13 protein-coding genes and 2 pseudogenes are annotated in these 16,953 nt (G+C 74.3%); 11 read left to right on the forward strand and 4 right to left on the reverse strand.

Features of this window, described 5'->3' with window-relative positions; all coding sequences use genetic code 11:
- A pseudogene (locus tag EAO77_RS16900) lies at positions 1-268 on the reverse strand (MFS transporter); the annotation flags it as partial.
- A gap of 77 nt (positions 269-345) precedes the next feature.
- On the opposite strand from EAO77_RS16900, the pseudogene EAO77_RS16905 reads away from it, so the two are divergent.
- The 9 genes and pseudogenes from EAO77_RS16905 to EAO77_RS16945 form a co-directional block, all read left to right on the forward strand.
- A pseudogene (locus tag EAO77_RS16905) lies at positions 346-2,682 on the forward strand (MFS transporter); the annotation flags it as partial.
- Positions 2,683-2,853: 171 nt separating this feature from the next.
- Entirely contained in the window at positions 2,854-3,420 is a 567-nt protein-coding gene (locus tag EAO77_RS16910) for an Lrp/AsnC family transcriptional regulator (RefSeq protein ID WP_261993940.1), read from the forward strand.
- A 155-nt stretch (positions 3,421-3,575) separates the two neighbouring features.
- A complete protein-coding gene (gene ddaH, locus EAO77_RS16915; RefSeq protein WP_147988781.1) occupies positions 3,576-4,406 on the forward strand; it encodes a dimethylargininase in 831 nt (276 codons plus the stop codon).
- Positions 4,403-5,674, forward strand: coding sequence for an ornithine--oxo-acid transaminase (rocD, locus tag EAO77_RS16920; RefSeq protein WP_261993941.1), 1,272 nt, complete (start codon positions 4,403-4,405; stop codon positions 5,672-5,674). The genes ddaH and rocD overlap by 4 nt, the downstream gene beginning before the upstream one ends.
- A 184-nt stretch (positions 5,675-5,858) precedes the next feature.
- Complete coding sequence (locus EAO77_RS16925) at positions 5,859-6,695, forward strand: M55 family metallopeptidase (RefSeq protein ID WP_147988782.1); 837 nt, start codon at positions 5,859-5,861, stop codon at positions 6,693-6,695.
- A complete protein-coding gene (locus EAO77_RS16930) occupies positions 6,688-8,028 on the forward strand; it encodes a M20/M25/M40 family metallo-hydrolase (protein WP_147988783.1) in 1,341 nt (446 codons plus the stop codon). Before EAO77_RS16925 ends, EAO77_RS16930 begins: the two co-directional genes overlap by 8 nt.
- 11 nt (positions 8,029-8,039) lie before the next feature.
- Positions 8,040-10,040 carry a S9 family peptidase gene (locus EAO77_RS16935; RefSeq protein WP_147988784.1) on the forward strand — a complete coding sequence of 667 codons (2,001 nt, stop codon included), beginning with the start codon at positions 8,040-8,042 and terminating at the stop codon, positions 10,038-10,040.
- On the forward strand, positions 10,037-10,984 hold the full coding sequence (locus tag EAO77_RS16940; RefSeq protein ID WP_147988785.1) for an LD-carboxypeptidase: 948 nt from the start codon (positions 10,037-10,039) through the stop codon (positions 10,982-10,984). Before EAO77_RS16935 ends, EAO77_RS16940 begins: the two co-directional genes overlap by 4 nt.
- 45 nt (positions 10,985-11,029) lie before the next feature.
- The gene (locus EAO77_RS16945; protein ID WP_147988786.1) at positions 11,030-11,635 is read left to right on the forward strand and encodes a GNAT family N-acetyltransferase; all 606 of its coding nucleotides are present in this window, start codon (positions 11,030-11,032) and stop codon (positions 11,633-11,635) included.
- Here the strand turns inward: EAO77_RS16945 and EAO77_RS16950 are convergent.
- On the reverse strand, positions 11,607-11,954 hold the full coding sequence (locus EAO77_RS16950) for a DUF6204 family protein (protein ID WP_147988787.1): 348 nt from the start codon (positions 11,952-11,954) through the stop codon (positions 11,607-11,609). The two genes, EAO77_RS16945 and EAO77_RS16950, sit on opposite strands and share 29 nt — an antisense overlap.
- A 233-nt stretch (positions 11,955-12,187) precedes the next feature.
- Here EAO77_RS16950 and EAO77_RS16955 point away from each other — a divergent pair, with 233 nt between their 5' ends.
- The gene (locus EAO77_RS16955) at positions 12,188-14,164 is read left to right on the forward strand and encodes a DUF5107 domain-containing protein (RefSeq protein WP_147988788.1); all 1,977 of its coding nucleotides are present in this window, start codon (positions 12,188-12,190) and stop codon (positions 14,162-14,164) included.
- 207 nt (positions 14,165-14,371) lie between these two features.
- Here EAO77_RS16955 and EAO77_RS16960 read toward each other — a convergent pair whose 3' ends face one another.
- Positions 14,372-14,998, reverse strand: coding sequence for a DUF6368 family protein (locus EAO77_RS16960; RefSeq protein ID WP_147988789.1), 627 nt, complete (start codon positions 14,996-14,998; stop codon positions 14,372-14,374).
- A 136-nt stretch (positions 14,999-15,134) separates the two neighbouring features.
- Here EAO77_RS16960 and EAO77_RS16965 point away from each other — a divergent pair, with 136 nt between their 5' ends.
- Positions 15,135-15,887, forward strand: a complete 753-nt coding sequence (locus EAO77_RS16965) for a hypothetical protein (RefSeq protein ID WP_147988790.1) — start codon at positions 15,135-15,137, stop codon at positions 15,885-15,887.
- A 132-nt stretch (positions 15,888-16,019) separates the two neighbouring features.
- On the opposite strand, the gene EAO77_RS16970 is transcribed toward EAO77_RS16965, so the two are convergent.
- Positions 16,020-16,880 carry a thermonuclease family protein gene (locus tag EAO77_RS16970; protein WP_147988791.1) on the reverse strand — a complete coding sequence of 287 codons (861 nt, stop codon included), beginning with the start codon at positions 16,878-16,880 and terminating at the stop codon, positions 16,020-16,022.
- Between the last annotated feature and the right edge of the window lie 73 nt (positions 16,881-16,953).

Raw genomic sequence — 16,953 nt, forward strand, 5'->3', positions numbered from 1 at the left:
GGCGCAGCACGAGGGACACGACGACCAGCGTGACGAGCCCGAAGGGCACGTTGAAGTAGAAGCACCAGCGCCAGGAGGCATGGTCGGTGAAGAAGCCGCCGAGCAGCGGTCCCGCGACGGAGGCGAGCCCGAACGCGGCGCCGATCAGGCCCATGAACCGGCCGCGTTCCCGGGCCGGGACGATGTCGGCGATGATCGCCTGCACGCCGATCATCAGTCCGCCCGCGCCGATGCCCTGGACGGCCCGGAAGGCGATCAGCTCGTTCATCCGCAAGACGATCAGTTACATGGTGCTCTCGCATCTGCTGACCACCAGCCCCGAGGCCGGCGCCGCGCTCGCCGCGCCCGCCGGCCCCGCTCAGCCCCCGCCGTGTACGGCTGGTCTTCCTCGGCCTGATGCTCGCGCTGCTGCTCGCCGCGCTGGAGCAGATGATCGTCGCCACCGCGCTGCCGGGCATCGTCGGCGACCTCCAGGGCCTCGACCGGATGTCCTGGGCGATCACCGCCTATCTGCTCACCGCCACCATCGGCCTGCCGGTCTACGGCAAACTCGGCGATCTCTTCGGCCGCAAGGGCGTGTTCCAGTTCGCCATCGTCGTCTTCGTCGTCGGCTCCGCCCTCGCGGGCTGGTCGCGCACGATGAACGAGCTGATCGCCTTCCGGGCCGTCCAGGGCATCGGCGCGGGCGGACTGATGATCGGCGTGCAGGCGATCATCGCCGACATCGTCCCGGCCCGGGAACGCGGCCGGTTCATGGGCCTGATCGGCGCCGCGTTCGGGCTCGCCTCCGTCGCGGGACCGCTGCTCGGCGGCTTCTTCACCGACCATGCCTCCTGGCGCTGGTGCTTCTACTTCAACGTGCCCTTCGGGCTCGTCACGCTGGTCGTCGTGTCCCTCGTGCTGCGCCTGCCGAAGCCCGCCGCACGCGGCCGGATCGACGTCCTCGGCACGGTCTTCCTCGCCGCCGCCTCCACCTGCCTCGTCCTGCTGACGAGCTGGGGCGGCACCGAGTACGCGTGGGGATCGCGCACGATCCTCGCGCTCGGCGCGGGAGCGCTGGTGAGCACCGTGCTCTTCCTCGTCGTCGAACGCCGCGCCCCCGAACCCCTCATCCCCCTGCGGCTGTTCCGCGACCCGGTCTTCACGGTCACCTCCCTGGTCGGCGCCGTCATCGGCATCGCCCTCTTCGGCGCGGCCAGTTACCTGCCGACCTACCTCCAGATGGTCGACGGGGCCAGCGCCACCGAGTCGGGTCTGCTGATGCTGCCGATGATGGGCGGCATCGTGGTGGCCTCCGTCGTCTCCGGCCAGCTCATCAGCCGCACCGGCCGCTACCGCCTCTACCCCGTGCTCGGCGGCGCGGTCTCGGCCGCCGGGATGTGGCTGCTCTCGCGCCTGGAGACGGACACACCGCGGCTGGAGTACAGCATCTGGCAGGCGGTGCTCGGCCTCGGCATCGGCCTGGTCATGCCCGTGCTCATCCTCGCCGTGCAGAACGCCGTGCCGCCCGCCGACCTCGGGACCGCCACCAGCGCGCACAACTACTTCCGCCAGATCGGCGGCAGTGTGGGCGCGGCCGTCTTCGGCACCCTCTTCGCCGACCGGCTCGCCGACGCGCTCGCCGCCCGGCTGCCCGCGGGCGCCGGCCTGCCCGACCCCGAGTCGATCACCCCGCAGGCCGTGCACGCCATGCCGCCCGCCCTGCGCGACGGTTACATCCAGGCGTACGCCGACGCGATGCCGCGCATCTTCCTCTTCCTCGTGCCGGTGCTCGTCCTCGGCCTGATCCTCGCCTTCTTCCTCAAGGAGAAACCGCTGGTGTCCCACCACACGCCCGCCGCCGAGCCCACCACCGTCCCGCACGCCCGCGCCGCCGCGGCGGGCGCCGTGCCGGAACCCGTGCCGGCCCCCGCGCCCCTCCCGGCCGGCGTCCCCGTCTGCGGCACCGTGCAGCATCACGACGGCACCAGCGTGCCCCGCGCCGCACTCACCCTGATCGACGTCCAGGGGCGCCAGATCGGACGCGGCGCGAGCGGCGAGGACGGGCGGTACGCCCTGAGCGTGCCCGGCCCCGGCCCCTACGTGATGATCGCCGCCGCCGGCGGCCACCAGCCGCAGGCCGTCACCGTGACCGTGGGCGAGCGCCCCGTCGACCTCGACGTCGTCCTCGGCGGCGCGGGCCGGCTGGCCGGATCCGTCCTCACCGCCGACGGCTCCCCGGTCCGCGACGCGGCCGTCACCCTCACCGACGTGCGCGGCGACGTGGTCGCCTCCACCCGCAGCGGCCGGGAGGGCGGATACGTCATCACCGACCTGGTCGCGGGGGAGTACACCCTGGCCGCCAGCGCTCCCGCGTTCCGGCCCGCCGCCCACCCCGTGAGCGTCCAGTCCTCGCGCGAGACCCGCCAGGACATCGAACTGGCCGGAGGAGCGGTGCTGCGCGGCACCGTGCGCGCCGGTGACGGGCGTCCGGTCGAGGACGCCCGGGTGACCCTGCTGGACGCGGCCGGCAACGTCGTCGACACGCTCACCACGCGGGCGGACGGCACCTTCCGCTTCGTCGACCTGTCGTCCGGCGAGTACACCGTCATCGCCGCCGGCTACCCGCCGGTCGCCACCGTCCTCCAGGTCGCCGGCGGCGGCCGCACCGAACGCGACCTCCAACTCGGCCACGCGGACTGAGCTTTCCGGGCCGGCCCGCCGGGGAAGGGGGGTGCGGGGCGCCCCTCCCCGCACCCCCCTTCCCGCAGACGCGCCCCCTGCCGCCGGAGGCGTGCTGGCCGTGCCGGGGGCGGGCGTGGTCCGATATGGGCGGCCGAGGGCCGCCCCCCACCGTCCGGAGGAAACCCCGACATGACCACCAGAACCGCCCCGTTCGACGAGCTCGACCGCAAGATCGTCGCCGCTCTCGTGGAGAACGCCCGGACGTCCTTCACCGAGATCGGCGCGGCCATCGGGCTGTCGGCGACGGCGGTCAAGCGCCGTGTGGACCGGCTGCGGGAGGAAGGGGTCATCACCGGCTTCACCACCACCGTGCGCCCCTCCGCCCTGGGCTGGCGCACGGAGGCGTACGTCGAGGTCTACTGCGACAGCGCCGCCCCGCCGCGGCGGCTGGCCGAGGTGGTGCGCGACTATCCGGAGATCATGGCGGCGATGACGGTCACCGGCGGCGCCGACGCGCTGCTGCACGTCCGGGCGCGCGACGTCGAGCACTTCGAGGAGGTGCTGGAGCGCATCAGGACCGAGCCGTTCATCCGCAAGACGATCAGTTACATGGTGCTCTCGCATCTGCTGACCACCAGCCCCGAGGCCGGCGCCGCGCTCGCCGCGCCCGCCGGCCCCGCACCGGCCCCGGGGCCCGCGGCGGCCCTCCCGGGGGAGCCGCTGCCCCCGCCCACCGGGGTGTTTCCCGACGCGTGAGGGAAACCGGCGCCGAAGGGCCCGACGACGCAGCATTCCTGCGCGTACACGCAGGGGACGCCTCTTGTCCCCGGCCCGTCCCGATTCCTACCGTTGGCTTGTCAGCGGACATGCGTCACCGGATATCGCGACACAACGGCAGGAGGACCCCTTCGGTGTCAGCACAGCGTGTGCCTCGCGCCAGGCGCTACCTGGTCTGTGAACCCCGCTTCTTCGACGTGAGTTACGCGATCAACCCCTGGATGAGCACGGACACCCCGGTCGACCGCGACCTGGCCCGCTCCCAGTGGCAGCACCTCGTCGACACCTATCTCGGACTCGGTCACACCGTGGACCACGTCGGCCCCGAACCGGGCCTGCCGGACATGGTGTTCGCCGCCAACTCGGCCCTCGTGCTCGGCGGCCGGGTCTTCGGCTCACGGTTCCACGCACTCGAACGCCGCGGCGAGGAGGCCGCCTACGAGACCTGGTTCAAGTCCGCCGGGTTCAGCGTCCAGCAGTCCGTCGCCGTCTGCGAGGGCGAGGGCGACCTGGTGCCCGTCGGCGGGTTCGTCCTCGCCGGCACGGGCTTCCGCACGACGACCGACGCCCACCGCGAGGTGCAGGAGTACTTCGGCACCCCGGTCGTCTCCCTGACGCTGGTCGATCCGTACTTCTACCACCTGGACACCGCGCTGTTCGTCCTCGACGACGGTGCGGACGGCGGCACGGCGAACGTCTGCTACTACCCGGAGGCGTTCTCCCCGGGCAGCCGCGAGGTCCTGGAGCGCATGTTCCCCGACGCCGTGACCGCGACCCGCGAGGACGCCGTCGCCTGGGGGCTCAACTCGGTCTCCGACGGCGTGCACGTGCTCGTCGCCCCGCAGGCCGACGCCCTCGCCGGCCGGCTCGCCGCCCACGGCTACGTCCCCGTCCCCGTCGACCTGTCGGAGTTCCACAAGGCCGGCGGCGGCATCAAGTGCTGCACCCAGGAGATCCGCGCATGACGCTCACGCCCGAACGCTCCGGCGCGACCGGAGCCACCGCCCGTCCCGAGACCGAGGGCACGCGCCCCGCGCGGTCGTCCGCCGAGCTGATCCGCGCCGAGCAGGACACCCTGGCGCACAACTACCACCCGCTGCCGGTGGTCGTGGCCCGCGCCGAGGGCGTCTGGGTCGAGGACGTCGAGGGCCGGCGCTACCTCGACCTGCTGGCCGGCTACTCCGCCCTCAACTTCGGCCACCGCCACCCCGGCCTGATCGCCGCCGCCCACCGCCAGCTCGACACGCTCACCCTCACCTCGCGCGCCTTCCACAACGACCGGCTGGCGGGCTTCGCCGAGGGCCTCGCCGCACTGACCGGCCTCGACATGACGCTGCCGATGAACACCGGCGCCGAGGCCGTCGAGAGCGCCGTCAAGATCGCCCGCAAATGGGCCTACGAGGTCAAGGGCGTCGCCCCCGGAGCGGCCACCGTCGTCGTCGCCGACGGCAACTTCCACGGCCGCACCACCACCATCGTCAGCTTCTCCACCGACGAGAGCGCCCGCGCCGGCTTCGGCCCCTTCACCCCCGGCTTCCGGATCGTCCCCTACAACGACCTCGCGGCGCTCGAAGCCGCCATCGACGACACCACGGCGGCCGTCCTGGTCGAGCCCATCCAGGGCGAGGCCGGCGTGGTCATCCCCGACGACGGCTACCTCGCCGGCGTACGCGAGGCGACCCGCCGGGCCGGCTGCCTCTTCGTCGCCGACGAGATCCAGTCCGGCCTCGGCCGCACCGGCACCACGCTCGCCGTCGACCACGAGTCCGTCCGCCCCGACCTGCTGCTCCTCGGCAAGGCGCTCGGCGGCGGCATCGTCCCCGTCTCGGCGGTCGTCGGCCGACGGGACGTCATGTCGGTGCTCCGCCCGGGCGAACACGGCTCCACCTTCGGCGGCAACCCGCTCGCCGCGGCCGTCGGCTCCGCGGTCGTGGACCTCCTCGCCACCGGCGAGTACCAGCGCCGGGCCACCGAGCTCGGCGAGGTGCTGCGCGAGGGCCTCACCGCGCTGCTCGGCAGGGGTGTCACCGGCTTCCGCGCCCGCGGGCTGTGGGCCGGTGTCGACATCGAGCCGTCCGTGGGCAGCGGCCGCGCGATCAGCGAACGGCTGATGGCCGAAGGGGTGCTCGTCAAGGACACGCACGGCTCCACGATCCGCATCGCACCGCCGCTGACCATCACGGCGGACGAACTGCGCGGCGCGCTCGGCGCGCTGGAGAAGGTCCTCGGCTGACCGCCGGCGGGGCGCCCGGCACSGTGCCGGGCGCCCCGCCGCACCCGGCCCCCGCACTCTCCCCGCACGAACCCCCCGCACCGTGCCCGCACACCCCGCACGAACGCCCCGCGCACCGGTCCGGCATGATCCAAAGGAAAGACCCTAGACTCGCGTCCTCGGACATGCGAACGGGGAGCGAGTCGTGAAAATCCTGATCAGCGCCGACATGGAGGGCGCCACCGGCGTGACCTGGCCGGCCGACGTGCTGCCGGGCACCCCCCAGTGGGAACGCTGCCGGTCCCTGTTCACGTCCGACGTCAACGCGGCCGTCCTCGGCTTCCTCGACGGCGGCGCCGACCGGGTCCTGATCAACGAGGCGCACTGGACCATGCGCAACCTCCTCATCGAACAGCTCGACGAGCGGGCCGAGATGCTCACCGGCCGCCACAAGTCGCTGTCCATGGTGGAGGGCGTCCAGCACGGCGACGTCGACGGCATCGCGTTCGTCGGCTACCACACCGGCGCCGGCACCGAAGGCGTCCTCGCCCACACCTACCTCGCCAACTCCATCACCGGCGTCTGGCTGAACGGTGTCCGCGCGAGCGAGGGCATGCTCAACGCGCAGGTCGTCGCCGAATACGGTGTGCCCGTCGTCCTCGTCACCGGCGACGACCTGACCTGCGAGGACGCCCTCGACTACGCGCCCGGCGCGCTGAAGGTCGCCGTCAAGGACCACGTCTCGCGCTACGCCGCCGTCTGCCGCACCCCCGCCCGCACCGCGGCCGACATCCGCGCCGCCGCGAAGGAGGCCGCCGCCCTCGCCGTCCGCCACGAGCCGGTGCGCGGCGGACCGTTCACCGTCGAGGTGGAGTTCGACGCCGAGCATCTGGCGGCTGCGGCCACCGTCGTCCCCGGCGTGGCGCGCGCCCGGGGCGAACGGCGCGTCGCCTACACCAGCGACACCATGTACGAAGGCATTCGCACGTTCAAGGCGGTCACCACGATCGTCTCCGCGGCCGTGGAGGAGCAGTATGGCTGAGATGACGACACCCCCGACCGCCGTGGACACCACCGCGCTGGACGAGGTGGTCGCGTTCACCTCGGACCTGATCCGCATCGACACCACGAACCGGGGCGGCGGCGACTGCAAGGAGCGCCCCGCCGCGGAGTACGTCGCCGAACGGCTCACGGACGCCGGGCTCGACCCCGTCCTGCTGGAACGCACCCCCGGCCGCGCCAACGTCGTCGCCCGCATCCCCGGCACCGATCCGTCCGCCGGAGGGCTGCTCGTCCACGGCCACCTCGACGTCGTCCCCGCCGAACCGTCGGACTGGAGCGTCCACCCCTTCTCCGGGGAGGTCCGCGACGGCGTCGTCTGGGGCCGGGGCGCGGTCGACATGAAGAACATGGACGCCATGGTCCTGTCCGTGGTCCGGGCGTGGGCCCGCCACGGGGTGCGCCCCCGGCGGGACATCGTGATCGCGTACACCGCCGACGAGGAGGACAGCGCGATCGACGGCTCCCGCTTCCTCGCGGACGGCCATCCCGAGCTCTTCGAGGGCTGCACCGAGGGCATCAGCGAGTCCGGGGCCTACACCCTGCACGCGAACGGCATGTCCCTCTACCCGATCGGTGCGGGCGAGCGGGGCACCGCCTGGCTGCGGCTCACCGCGGCCGGCCGCGCGGGCCACGGCTCCAAGGTCAACCGGGCCAACGCCGTCACCCGGATCGCCGCCGCCGTGCACCGCATCGGCGAGCACCGCTGGCCGGTCCGCCTCAGCCCCACCGTCCGCGCCGCACTCACCGAACTCGCCGCCCTGCACGGCCTCGACGCCGACCTGGACGACCCCGCCTTCGACGTGGACGCCCTCCTCGAACGCCTCGGCCCGGCCGCGCGGATCGTCGAGAACACCGTGCGCAACAGCTCCAACCCGACGATGCTGGGAGCCGGTTACAAGGTGAACGTCATCCCGGGGCACGCGAGCGCCCACGTGGACGGGCGGGTGGTCCCCGGCGGCGAGGACGAGTTCGTCGCCACCCTGGACGAGCTGACCGGCCCGGACGTCGACTGGGACTACTACCACCAGGAGATCCCCCTCCAGGCCCCCGTCGACGGCCCGACCTTCGCCCGCCTCCGCGCCGCCGTCGAGCACTTCGACCCCGACGCGCGCACCGTCCCGTTCTGCATGGGCGGCGGCACCGACGCCAAGGCGTTCTCCCGGCTCGGCATCGACGGCTACGGCTTCTCCCCGCTCAAGCTGCCGCCCGGCTTCGACTACAACGCCCTCTTCCACGGCGTGGACGAACGCGTCCCCGTCGACGCCCTCCACTTCGGCGTCCGCGTCCTCGACCACTTCCTGAAGTCCGCCTAGGAGGATCCGCGATGCTCCCCACGGGCCCGTACGGGACCTGGCCGTCGCCGATCGGCGCCGGCCTCGCCGCCACCCACGACGGCCGGCCCGACCACCTCGGCGCCGTCGGCGACGAGGTGTGGTGGACCGCGCCGCGCCCCGCCGAGGGCGGCCGCCGCACACTCGTCCGGCTGCGCGCCGACGGGCGCGAGGAGTCCGCGCTCCCCGCGCCGTGGAACGTCCGCAGCCGGGTCGTGGAATACGGCGGACTGCCCTGGGCCGGCACCGCCCGCCCCGACGGCGGGCCGCTGATCGTCTTCGTCCACTTCGACGACCAGCGGCTGTACGCCTACGAGCCGGACGTCCCCGGAGCCGTCCCCCGCCCCCTCACCCCGCTCTCCGCCACCGGCGGCGGCCTGCGCTGGGCCGATCCGCGGCTGCGGGCCGCCGCCGGCGAGGTGTGGTGCGTGCTGGAGGAGTTCACGGGCCCGGCGCCCACCGACGTGCGCCGGGTGATCGCCGCCGTCCCCCTGGACGGCTCCGCCGCGGGCGACCGCGGCGCCGTCCGCGAACTCTCCGACGGACGGCACCGGTTCGTCACGGGCCCGGAGGTCTCGCCGGACGGACGCAGCGCCGCCTGGATCGCCTGGGACCACCCGCGGATGCCCTGGGACGGCACCGAGGTGATCGTCGCCGGCATCGCCGACGACGGCGCCTTCACCTCCGCGCGCCCGGTCGCCGGCGGCGAGCAGGAGGCGGTCTGCCAGGTCGCCTGGGCCCCCGACGGAGCCCTGCTGTACTCCTCCGACGCCGGCGGCTGGTGGGAGGTGCTGCGCGCGGCGCCCGGCGGCGACGGCGGCTTCGGCCCGCCGACGCCGCTCTGCCCCGGCCGTGCCGAGGAGTTCGGCGGAGCCCTGTGGACGCTCGGCTCCCGGTGGTTCCGGCCGATGCCCGCCGGGCCCGTCGCCGTCGTCCACGGCACCGGCGGCACCGCTCTCGGGATACTCGACGCCGAGACCGGCGAGGTCGTCGACGCGCCCGGCCCCTGGACCGAACGGGCCCCCACCCTCGCGGTCTGCGAGGACCGTGTCTTCGGCGTCGCCGCCAGCCCGCGCAGCGGCTACGAGGTCGTCGAACTCGACACCCGTACCGGACGCGCCCGGGTCGTCGCGGGCGCCCACGACGACCCGGTGGACCCCGCCTACTACCCCGAGCCGCTGATCCGCACCTTCACCGGTCCCGGCGGCCGCGAGATCCACGCCCACGTCTACCCGCCGCACAGCCCGGACCGCACCGCCCCCGACGACGAACTGCCGCCCTACGTCATCCGGGCGCACGGCGGCCCCACCGGCCGGGTCCCGCTCGTCCTCGACCTCGAGATCGCCTACTTCACCTCCCGGGGCATCGGCGTCGCCGAGGTCGCCTACGGAGGCTCCACCGGCTACGGCCGCGCCTACCGCGAACGACTGCGCGAGCAGTGGGGCGTGGTCGACGTCGAGGACTGCGCGGCCGTCGCCGAGGCCCTCGCCGACGAGGGCACCGCCGACCCGGCACGCCTCGCCGTCCGCGGCGGCAGCGCCGGCGGCTGGACCGCGGCCGTCTCCCTGACGACCACCGACGTCTACGCCTGCGGCACGATCGTCTACCCCATCCTCGACCTCCACGCCTGGGCCACCGGAGAGACCCACGACTTCGAGTCCCGCTACCTGGAGTCGCTCGTCGGCCCGCTCGCCGACGTCCCCGGCCGCTACCGGGACCGCTCGCCCATCAACCACGTCGACCGGATCACCGCCCCGTTCCTGCTCCTCCAGGGCCTCGACGACGTGATCTGCCCGCCCGCGCAGTGCGAGCGCTTCCTGGAGAGGATCGCGGGGCGGGGCGTCCCGCACGCCTACATCGCCTTCCCCGGGGAGGGACACGGCTTCCGCAGGGCCGAGACCATGGAGCGCGCCCTGGAGGCCGAACTCGCCCTCTACACCCGCACCTTCGGCATCGACCGGCCCGACGTACCCGATCTGGAGCTCCGTACATGAGCGTGCCCCCGCTGACCCGCCCCCCGCGTCTGACCCCGGGCGCACGGGTCGCCGTCGTCGCCCCCAGCGGCCCGGTCGCCGGGGAACGCCTCGACGCCGGTCTCGACATCCTGCGCGGCTGGGGCCTCGACCCGCTCGTCATGCCCCATGTCCGCGAGACCCACCCGTCGCTGCCCTACCTCGCGGGCACCGACGAGGCACGTGCGCGCGACCTGACGGACGCCTGGTGCGACCCCACCGTCGCGGCCGTGCTCTGCGCCCGCGGCGGTTACGGGGTCCAGCGGGTGACCGACCTCGTCGACTGGGCGGCGATCCGTGCGGCCGCGCCGAAGGTCCTGGTCGGATACAGCGACATCACCGCTCTCCACGAGGCGTTCGCCGTACGGGCGGGCATCGCCACCCTCCACGGCCCGATGCCGGGAGCGGTGACGTTCCTCAAGGACGCCCGCACCCAGGAGCATCTGCGGGCCACCCTCTTCGACCCGGAGTCCGTGCGCGTCCTCGAAGCCCTGCCGGACGCCCGGACCATGGTCCCGGGCCGGGCCACCGGGGTCACCCTCGGCGGCTGCCTCGCCCTGCTCGCGGGCGACCTCGCCGTGCCGCACACCCGGCCGTCGGCGCGCGGCGGGATCCTGCTGCTGGAGGACGTGGGGGAGGAGGACTACCGCATCGACCGGATGCTCACCCAGCTCCTGCGCGCCGACTGGCTGACCGGCGTCGCCGGCGTGGTGCTCGGCTCCTGGGCGGAGTGCGGCGACTACGCGTCGGTCCGCGCGGTCCTGCTGGACCGGCTGGGCTCCCTGGGCGTCCCCGTCCTGGAGGAATTCGGCTTCGGCCACGGCGAGTCGGCGCTGACGATGCCGCTCGGCGTCCGCGCCACGCTCGACACGCAGGAGCGGACGCTGACGCTGCACGACCCGGCACTCGACGCCGCCGCGCGGTGACGGACCGGCCCCGCCACCCGCACCACGACCCCGAGGACCACGCGCATGTCCCACCCGCCGTCCGCGCCCGTCACCCCCGGCGGCGCCCCGTACACCGCCGTCGGCGACCGCACCACCCTGCGGCCCGTCACCCTCGGCGACGGGCCGGAGTTCACCGCGCAGGCCCGCCGGAGCACCGGGCTCCACCGCCCCTGGCTCTTCCCGCCGCTGACCGACGAGGCGTACACGGCCTGGGCGGGCCGTCTGATCGAGGACCCCGCCCGGGCCGGCTACCTCGTCCACGAACGCGCCACCGGAGCCCTCGCCGGCTTCCTCAACATCAACAACATCGTGGGCGGCGCCTTCCGGTGCGGCTCCCTCGGCTACGGCGCCTTCACCGGCGCCGCGGGACGCGGCCTGATGGGCGAGGCCCTCGGCCTCCTCGTCGCCCACGCCTTCGGACCGCTGCGCCTGCACCGCCTGGAGGCCAACATCCAGCCGGGCAACGCCGCATCCGTCGGCCTGGTCCGCGCGGCGGGCTTCCGGCTGGAAGGCTTCTCACCCGACTTCCTGTGCATCGACGGGGAGTGGCGCGACCACCAGCGCTGGGCGCTCACCAGCGAGATGACCGCCCCGCCGGCCGTCAGCGCCGGCGGCGGCCCCTGTCGTTGACCTTCATGGTGTCCATGTCCGTCGCCGAGCACCTCAGCTCACCGTGGCCGTGGCCGAGCGCGGCCAGCGCCGTCCGCGCCCGGTCCTCCGCGATCATCTCGGCCATCTCCTCGCCGTCGGCGGCGTCCGACACGACGACGAACCGGTACGAGAAACGCTTCAGCGCCCGGTCGTAGGAGAGAGACCCCTCCTCCGTGAAGCGGATCGCCCCCAGCCCGTCGTGCCGCTCGACCTCGGAGAGCAGCGCTGCGCGCCCCTCGTCCGTCAGCCCCTCCCACGCACCCCGGACGATCACCCGGTACGTGTGCTGCGTGCCCATCGTGACGCCGCCTTCTGTCGTGCCTCCGCCGTGCTTCCCCGTCGCCGCCGGACGCAGCGGGCCCCGTGGACCGTGCCCGTCCGGCCCGGCAAGCCTAGGACGGCGGCGGCGCCGCGCAACCGAAATATCGCGCCCGCCCCTGGCCGCGCCGCCCCGCCGGGATGTTCCATGGTCATCGGGAAGACCATGGGGACGGCCGGAGGAGGCGCACCCCGGACGAATGCGAGGTTGCCGTGCCCACCACCGTGCGCCGTGCCGAACTGACCCTGCCCGCCGCACCCCTCGGCCCACCGAACCCGCTTGCGGCCCTGCGCCCCGTCGAGCGGACGCACACGGTCGACGAGGACACCAGGCGCCGCCTGCCCCGCGACATGGCGCGTCAGATCGGCTACGAACCCCTGCGCACCGTCCTGCCCGTCCGCGTCCTCGACGGCTACGGCCGAGCGCGCACGCCCACCGCCCTCGACACCCTCGTCCTGGAGAACGAACGCCTGCGCGTCACCGTCCTCCCCGGCCTCGGCGGCCGCGTCCACTCCCTGCACCACAAGCCCACCGGCCGCGAACTGCTCCACCGCAACCCGGTCCTCCAGCCCGCCGCCTTCGGCCTGGCGGGGGCCTGGTTCTCCGGCGGCATCGAGTGGAACATCGGGGCCACCGGCCACACCGCCCTCGCTTGCGCCCCGCTGCACGCCGCCGTCGTCACCGCCCCCGACGGCGGGCCGATGCTGCGCCTGTGGGAGTGGGAACGCCTGCGCGATCTGCCCTTCCAGGTCGACCTGTGGCTCCCGGCCGAATCCGACTTCCTCCATGTCGGCGTGCGGGTGCGCAACCCGCACGAGCGCGCCGCCGCCCTCTCCTGGTGGTCCAACATCGCCGTCGACGAGGACGAGGGCACCCGGATCCTCGCCCCCGCCGACGAGGCCTGGCACTTCGGCTGCACCCGCAGCCTGCGCCGCGTCCCCGTCCCCGTCTCCGGCGACCGGGCCGCCGACCGCACCTACCCGCTGCGCAGCACCCGCTCCGCCGACTGGTTCTACGAGATCCCGGGCGACGCCCGCAGGTGGATCGCCGCACTCGACGCCGGCGGCAGCGGCCTGGTGCAGACGTCCACCGACACCCTGCGCGGACGCAAGCTGTTCGTCTGGGGTTCCGGTCGCGGCGGACGCCGCTGGCAGCGCTGGCTGACCGCACCGGGCACGGGCGGCTACGCCGAGATCCAGGCGGGGATCGCCCGCACCCAGCTGGAACACGTACGCCTCGAACCGGAGGCGGAGATCAGCTGGCTGGAGGCGTACGGCCCGCTCGACGCCGATCCGGCACTCGTGCACGGCGACGACTGGGCGGCTGCCCGCGCGGAGACGGAGGCGCGGCTGGCGGCCGCCCTGCCCCGCGCGGCCGTCGACGCCGCCTACCGGGCGTGGCTGACCTGCGCCGACGCCGAGCCGGGCGAGCGTCTCGCCATCGGCTCCGGGTGGGGCGCCCTCGAAGTGCTGCGGGCCGGCCACGAGCTGCCCGGCACCCCGTTCGACGCCGCGACGCTCGGCCCGGAACAGGCCCCCTGGCAGGCGCTTCTGGAGACCGGGGCGCTGCCCGCCCCGCGGGGCGCCGAGCCGCCCGGGCCGACGCTGGTGGCCCGCCACTGGCGGGACATGCTGGAGACCGCTCCGGCCGAGCCGCTGACCGAGTACCACCTCGGCGTCGCCCAGTGGCACGCCGGCGACCTCGCCCAGGCGGTGCGCAGCTGGGAACGCGGACTGCGGCTCGCCGCCCCGCGCTGGCCGCTGCTGCGTGCCCTGGCCGTCGCCGACCTCACCGGCGGACATCCCGAACGGGCCGCCGACCGGTACGCCGAATCCTTCGACGACCTGTGCGGGGGGCGCCACGACGACGGTGGGGCGGGGGCCGCCGCCCTGGCCGCCCTCGGCCGGGAGGCCGTCGAGGCGCTCCTCGCGGCGGGCCGCACCACCGGCGCCCGCGCGGTGTGGGACCGGCTGCCGCCGGACGTCCGCGCCCGCGGCCGATTCCGCCTCCTGCACGTCATGATCCTGGTGGCCGAGGACCGCCCGGAGGAGGCGCGCGCGGTGCTCGACGACGGCATCGAGGTCGCGGACCTGCGCGAAGGCGCGGCGGTCCTGGGGGAGCTGTGGGCCGAGATCACCGACGACCCCCTGCCGGAGATGTACGACTTCCGTATGCAGGGCGGCAGTTGACGGGACGCCGTCCCGCACGGGGCGTCCCGCGGCCGGGGTGTCAGCCGACGGCCGACCCGTGCCGGCCGTTCCGGGCGATGCCCGCCGACGGGCCGAACCGTGCCGGCCCGTTCCGGGCGATGCCCGCCGATCAGCGTGTCCGGCATGCCGTACGGAGGACGTCCGCACCCGGACGGGGGGCGACGACGGGACGCTTCGCCGACCCGGCTACTTCACCAACCGGAAGCCGGGCTGTGCCGCCCAGGCCCGCAGGAACACGGCGGAGCCCAGCGCGTCCGGCCATTCCTCGTCCGTGAGCCCCACCAGGCCGGGAAGGCCGACCAGCGGCACCTGCTCCGCGCGCAGTTCGGCCCAGGCCACACCGCCGATGACGTCCATGACGGCGGCCGTCAGCAGCGCCGTGGCGACATGGTCGACCGCGCGGTTGCAGGCCGCGCTGACGTTGACGGCGTGGGTAGGGGTGAAGCCGAGCACGGCGGGCACCTCCGGCGTGTCCGCGTGCTCGGCCTCGAAGACGTCCTCGTCGCCGACCCCGGGACCCATCAGGTAGACGTCGAAGGGCCGGTGCGGGTGGTCTCGCCGGGGGTCGAAACCGACGAGGGCCGCGAGACCGGGGTCGGGAAGACCGCCCAGGAGCGGGTCCGGAAGCAGCCGTTCGCCCTCCTCCTGCCCGCTCCCGATGCCCAGGCGCTCCACGGGCACCTGCACGTCGAAATGCCCCGGCCGCCTCTCCTCGCAGCGCGACGAGATCCCCTCCATCAGCGCGCGGAACCGCCGCATACCGGCGGGGGAGACGGGCTCCGCCAATTCGACGACCAGTGTCGGACCTGACATGGGGGGAGCTTAGGACGCCGTCGGCGACCGCGGCCACCACGTTCCGTGCGACGGCCGCCGTCCCGTCGGGGGCGCCGGGTATGTCCCGTGAAGGACGGATATCCTGGAACGGGGTGCGACGAGCGGGAGCAATGCGATGGACCTCTTGCCGGTCGAGATCAGGGTCGGTGTCGAGGGCGGCGCGGCGGCGCTGCCGGTCCTCACCGGGCCGGACGGTGTGACGACGACGCGCCGCATCTGGTTCGCCGAGGACGAAGGCGGCGTCGCCGCCGGCGAGGTGCCGCTGCTGGACGGCGGCGTGATCGTGCGGTTCAGGACCGGCGACGGCGGACCGGACGACCTCACCGTCACCCTGCGTCCCTGCACCCGGGAGCAGTTGGTCGGGCGTTTCGCGGCCCGCTTCGACGCCACGCCGTTCACGTACCGGATCGAGCAGGACTGGTCGGGGGAGGACAGGGTGCTGGCCGCGTCGCTGGTCCACGACCACCCGCCCGGCGCCCTGGTGGGCGCCGTGGAGCCCGGCGCCGATCCGGCCGCGCCCATCGACGCGGTGCAGGACCAGTTCCTGCACGCCTGCGCCCCCGCCGTCCCGCTCGACGGCCTGGTAGCGCTGGGCCCCGTCGTCTCGACCAGGGCCGACGGCGTGCGCCTCGACGGCGTGGAGGTCGACGTCGAGGCGTGGTCGGTCGCCGGAACGGAGCTCCTGGAGGCGTCGACCAGGGTCCGGCCCGAGGACGGGGAGGATGCCGACGCGCTCACGGTCCGGGCGGAGCACCGGCAGCGGCAGCTGGCACAGGCCGTGCGCGAACGAGGGGCGGAGCTCTCGAAGGACCCCGTGGACCGGACGCGCCGCATCCTCACCGCGCTCGCGGCGGGGCCGCGCCGATGACGTGGGGCGCGGCCCCGCCGCGAGCGATCGGGCCGTGTGCCCAGGGACGTGGGCCGTGCGCTCCGGCGGGGCGCGTCAACCGCGTCGACGCGGTCTCTCCCGACCCTGACTCAGTCACCCGGTCACCCTGACTCAGGCGTCCTCGAAGAGCAGGTCGTCGGACGGGTGCAGCATCGTCACCGTGTGGCCGTTCGCCATCTCCACCACGTGGTTCAGCCCGGCGCGCCGCTCCCCCGTGGACAGCACCGAGTAGCGGTCGGCGACACCGGCGAGGAACGCGGGGAAGCAGGCCAGCGGCATGTCGAGGCGCAGATGGTCCACGAGGCGGCGGAACAGCTTGGGGAGGATCACCACGTCGTCGGTGAGCGAGGCGAGGCCCGTGATCTTCGCTCCGGCCGTGGTCACGTCGCTCTCCCACAGCCCCCGGCCGGCCGTCCGCGCCTCGGCTGCCGTGGCGGCCATCTCCGCACGCAGGCCGGTGAAGAGGCTGCGGTAGAACGTCGGATAGGCGAGGCCCTGAGCGAGCAGGTGGTGGTTGACCGTCGTCCGCAGCACGGCGACGTCCACGTCGATCTCCAGACCACTGGTTCCGGGCGCGGTGCCGTGTCCGGCCAGGGCGATGCAGCGGCCGTGGACGTCGGAGCCGCGGGTGAGGACGAAGCCGGGGACGGTCTCCGGGGTGGTGGCGGTCACCGTCTCGTCCGGGCGGCGCCGGACGTCGGTGAAGCCGAGCCGGCTCAGCAGCTCGTCACGCGCCGCGTGGGCGAACCGCAGGGGCTGGTGGACCCGGCTGGGACCGTAGTGGGTCTCGAGAGCGTCGACCCCGTCCAGGCGCAGCTTCGCGCGGCCCGCCGCACTGTGCTCGACGGCCCGGCCGCCCCCGCCGCCGACGAGATCCCACTCGGCCGGGTCGTCGGCCGTGAAATGCACCGTGTCGCCGTCCGGTTGCGATCCCTTGATGTCGTAGAAGCCCTTGACGAGCAGCATAGGCATGGCGACTCCTCAGCGGTGGGACGGTGCGGGCGATGCCCCGGGGGCGGCGCGACGGCGCCGGCGACGATCTGTC

It is taken from the genome of Streptomyces sp. T39 (assembly GCF_008042045.1).
In the GTDB taxonomy this organism is placed as follows: Bacteria; Actinomycetota; Actinomycetes; order Streptomycetales; family Streptomycetaceae; genus Streptomyces.

Coding starts and splice junctions, on each gene's coding strand:
- EAO77_RS16930 (WP_147988783.1), top strand. CDS start 6,688: ATGGCTGAGATGACGACACCCCCGACCGCCGTGGACACCACCGCGCTG.
- EAO77_RS16940 (WP_147988785.1), top strand. CDS start 10,037: ATGAGCGTGCCCCCGCTGACCCGCCCCCCGCGTCTGACCCCGGGCGCA.
- EAO77_RS16945 (WP_147988786.1), top strand. CDS start 11,030: ATGTCCCACCCGCCGTCCGCGCCCGTCACCCCCGGCGGCGCCCCGTAC.
- EAO77_RS16910 (WP_261993940.1), top strand. CDS start 2,854: ATGACCACCAGAACCGCCCCGTTCGACGAGCTCGACCGCAAGATCGTC.
- EAO77_RS16965 (WP_147988790.1), top strand. CDS start 15,135: ATGGACCTCTTGCCGGTCGAGATCAGGGTCGGTGTCGAGGGCGGCGCG.
- EAO77_RS16970 (WP_147988791.1), bottom strand. CDS start 16,880: ATGCCTATGCTGCTCGTCAAGGGCTTCTACGACATCAAGGGATCGCAA.
- EAO77_RS16950 (WP_147988787.1), bottom strand. CDS start 11,954: ATGGGCACGCAGCACACGTACCGGGTGATCGTCCGGGGTGCGTGGGAG.
- EAO77_RS16935 (WP_147988784.1), top strand. CDS start 8,040: ATGCTCCCCACGGGCCCGTACGGGACCTGGCCGTCGCCGATCGGCGCC.
- rocD (WP_261993941.1), top strand. CDS start 4,403: ATGACGCTCACGCCCGAACGCTCCGGCGCGACCGGAGCCACCGCCCGT.
- EAO77_RS16960 (WP_147988789.1), bottom strand. CDS start 14,998: ATGTCAGGTCCGACACTGGTCGTCGAATTGGCGGAGCCCGTCTCCCCC.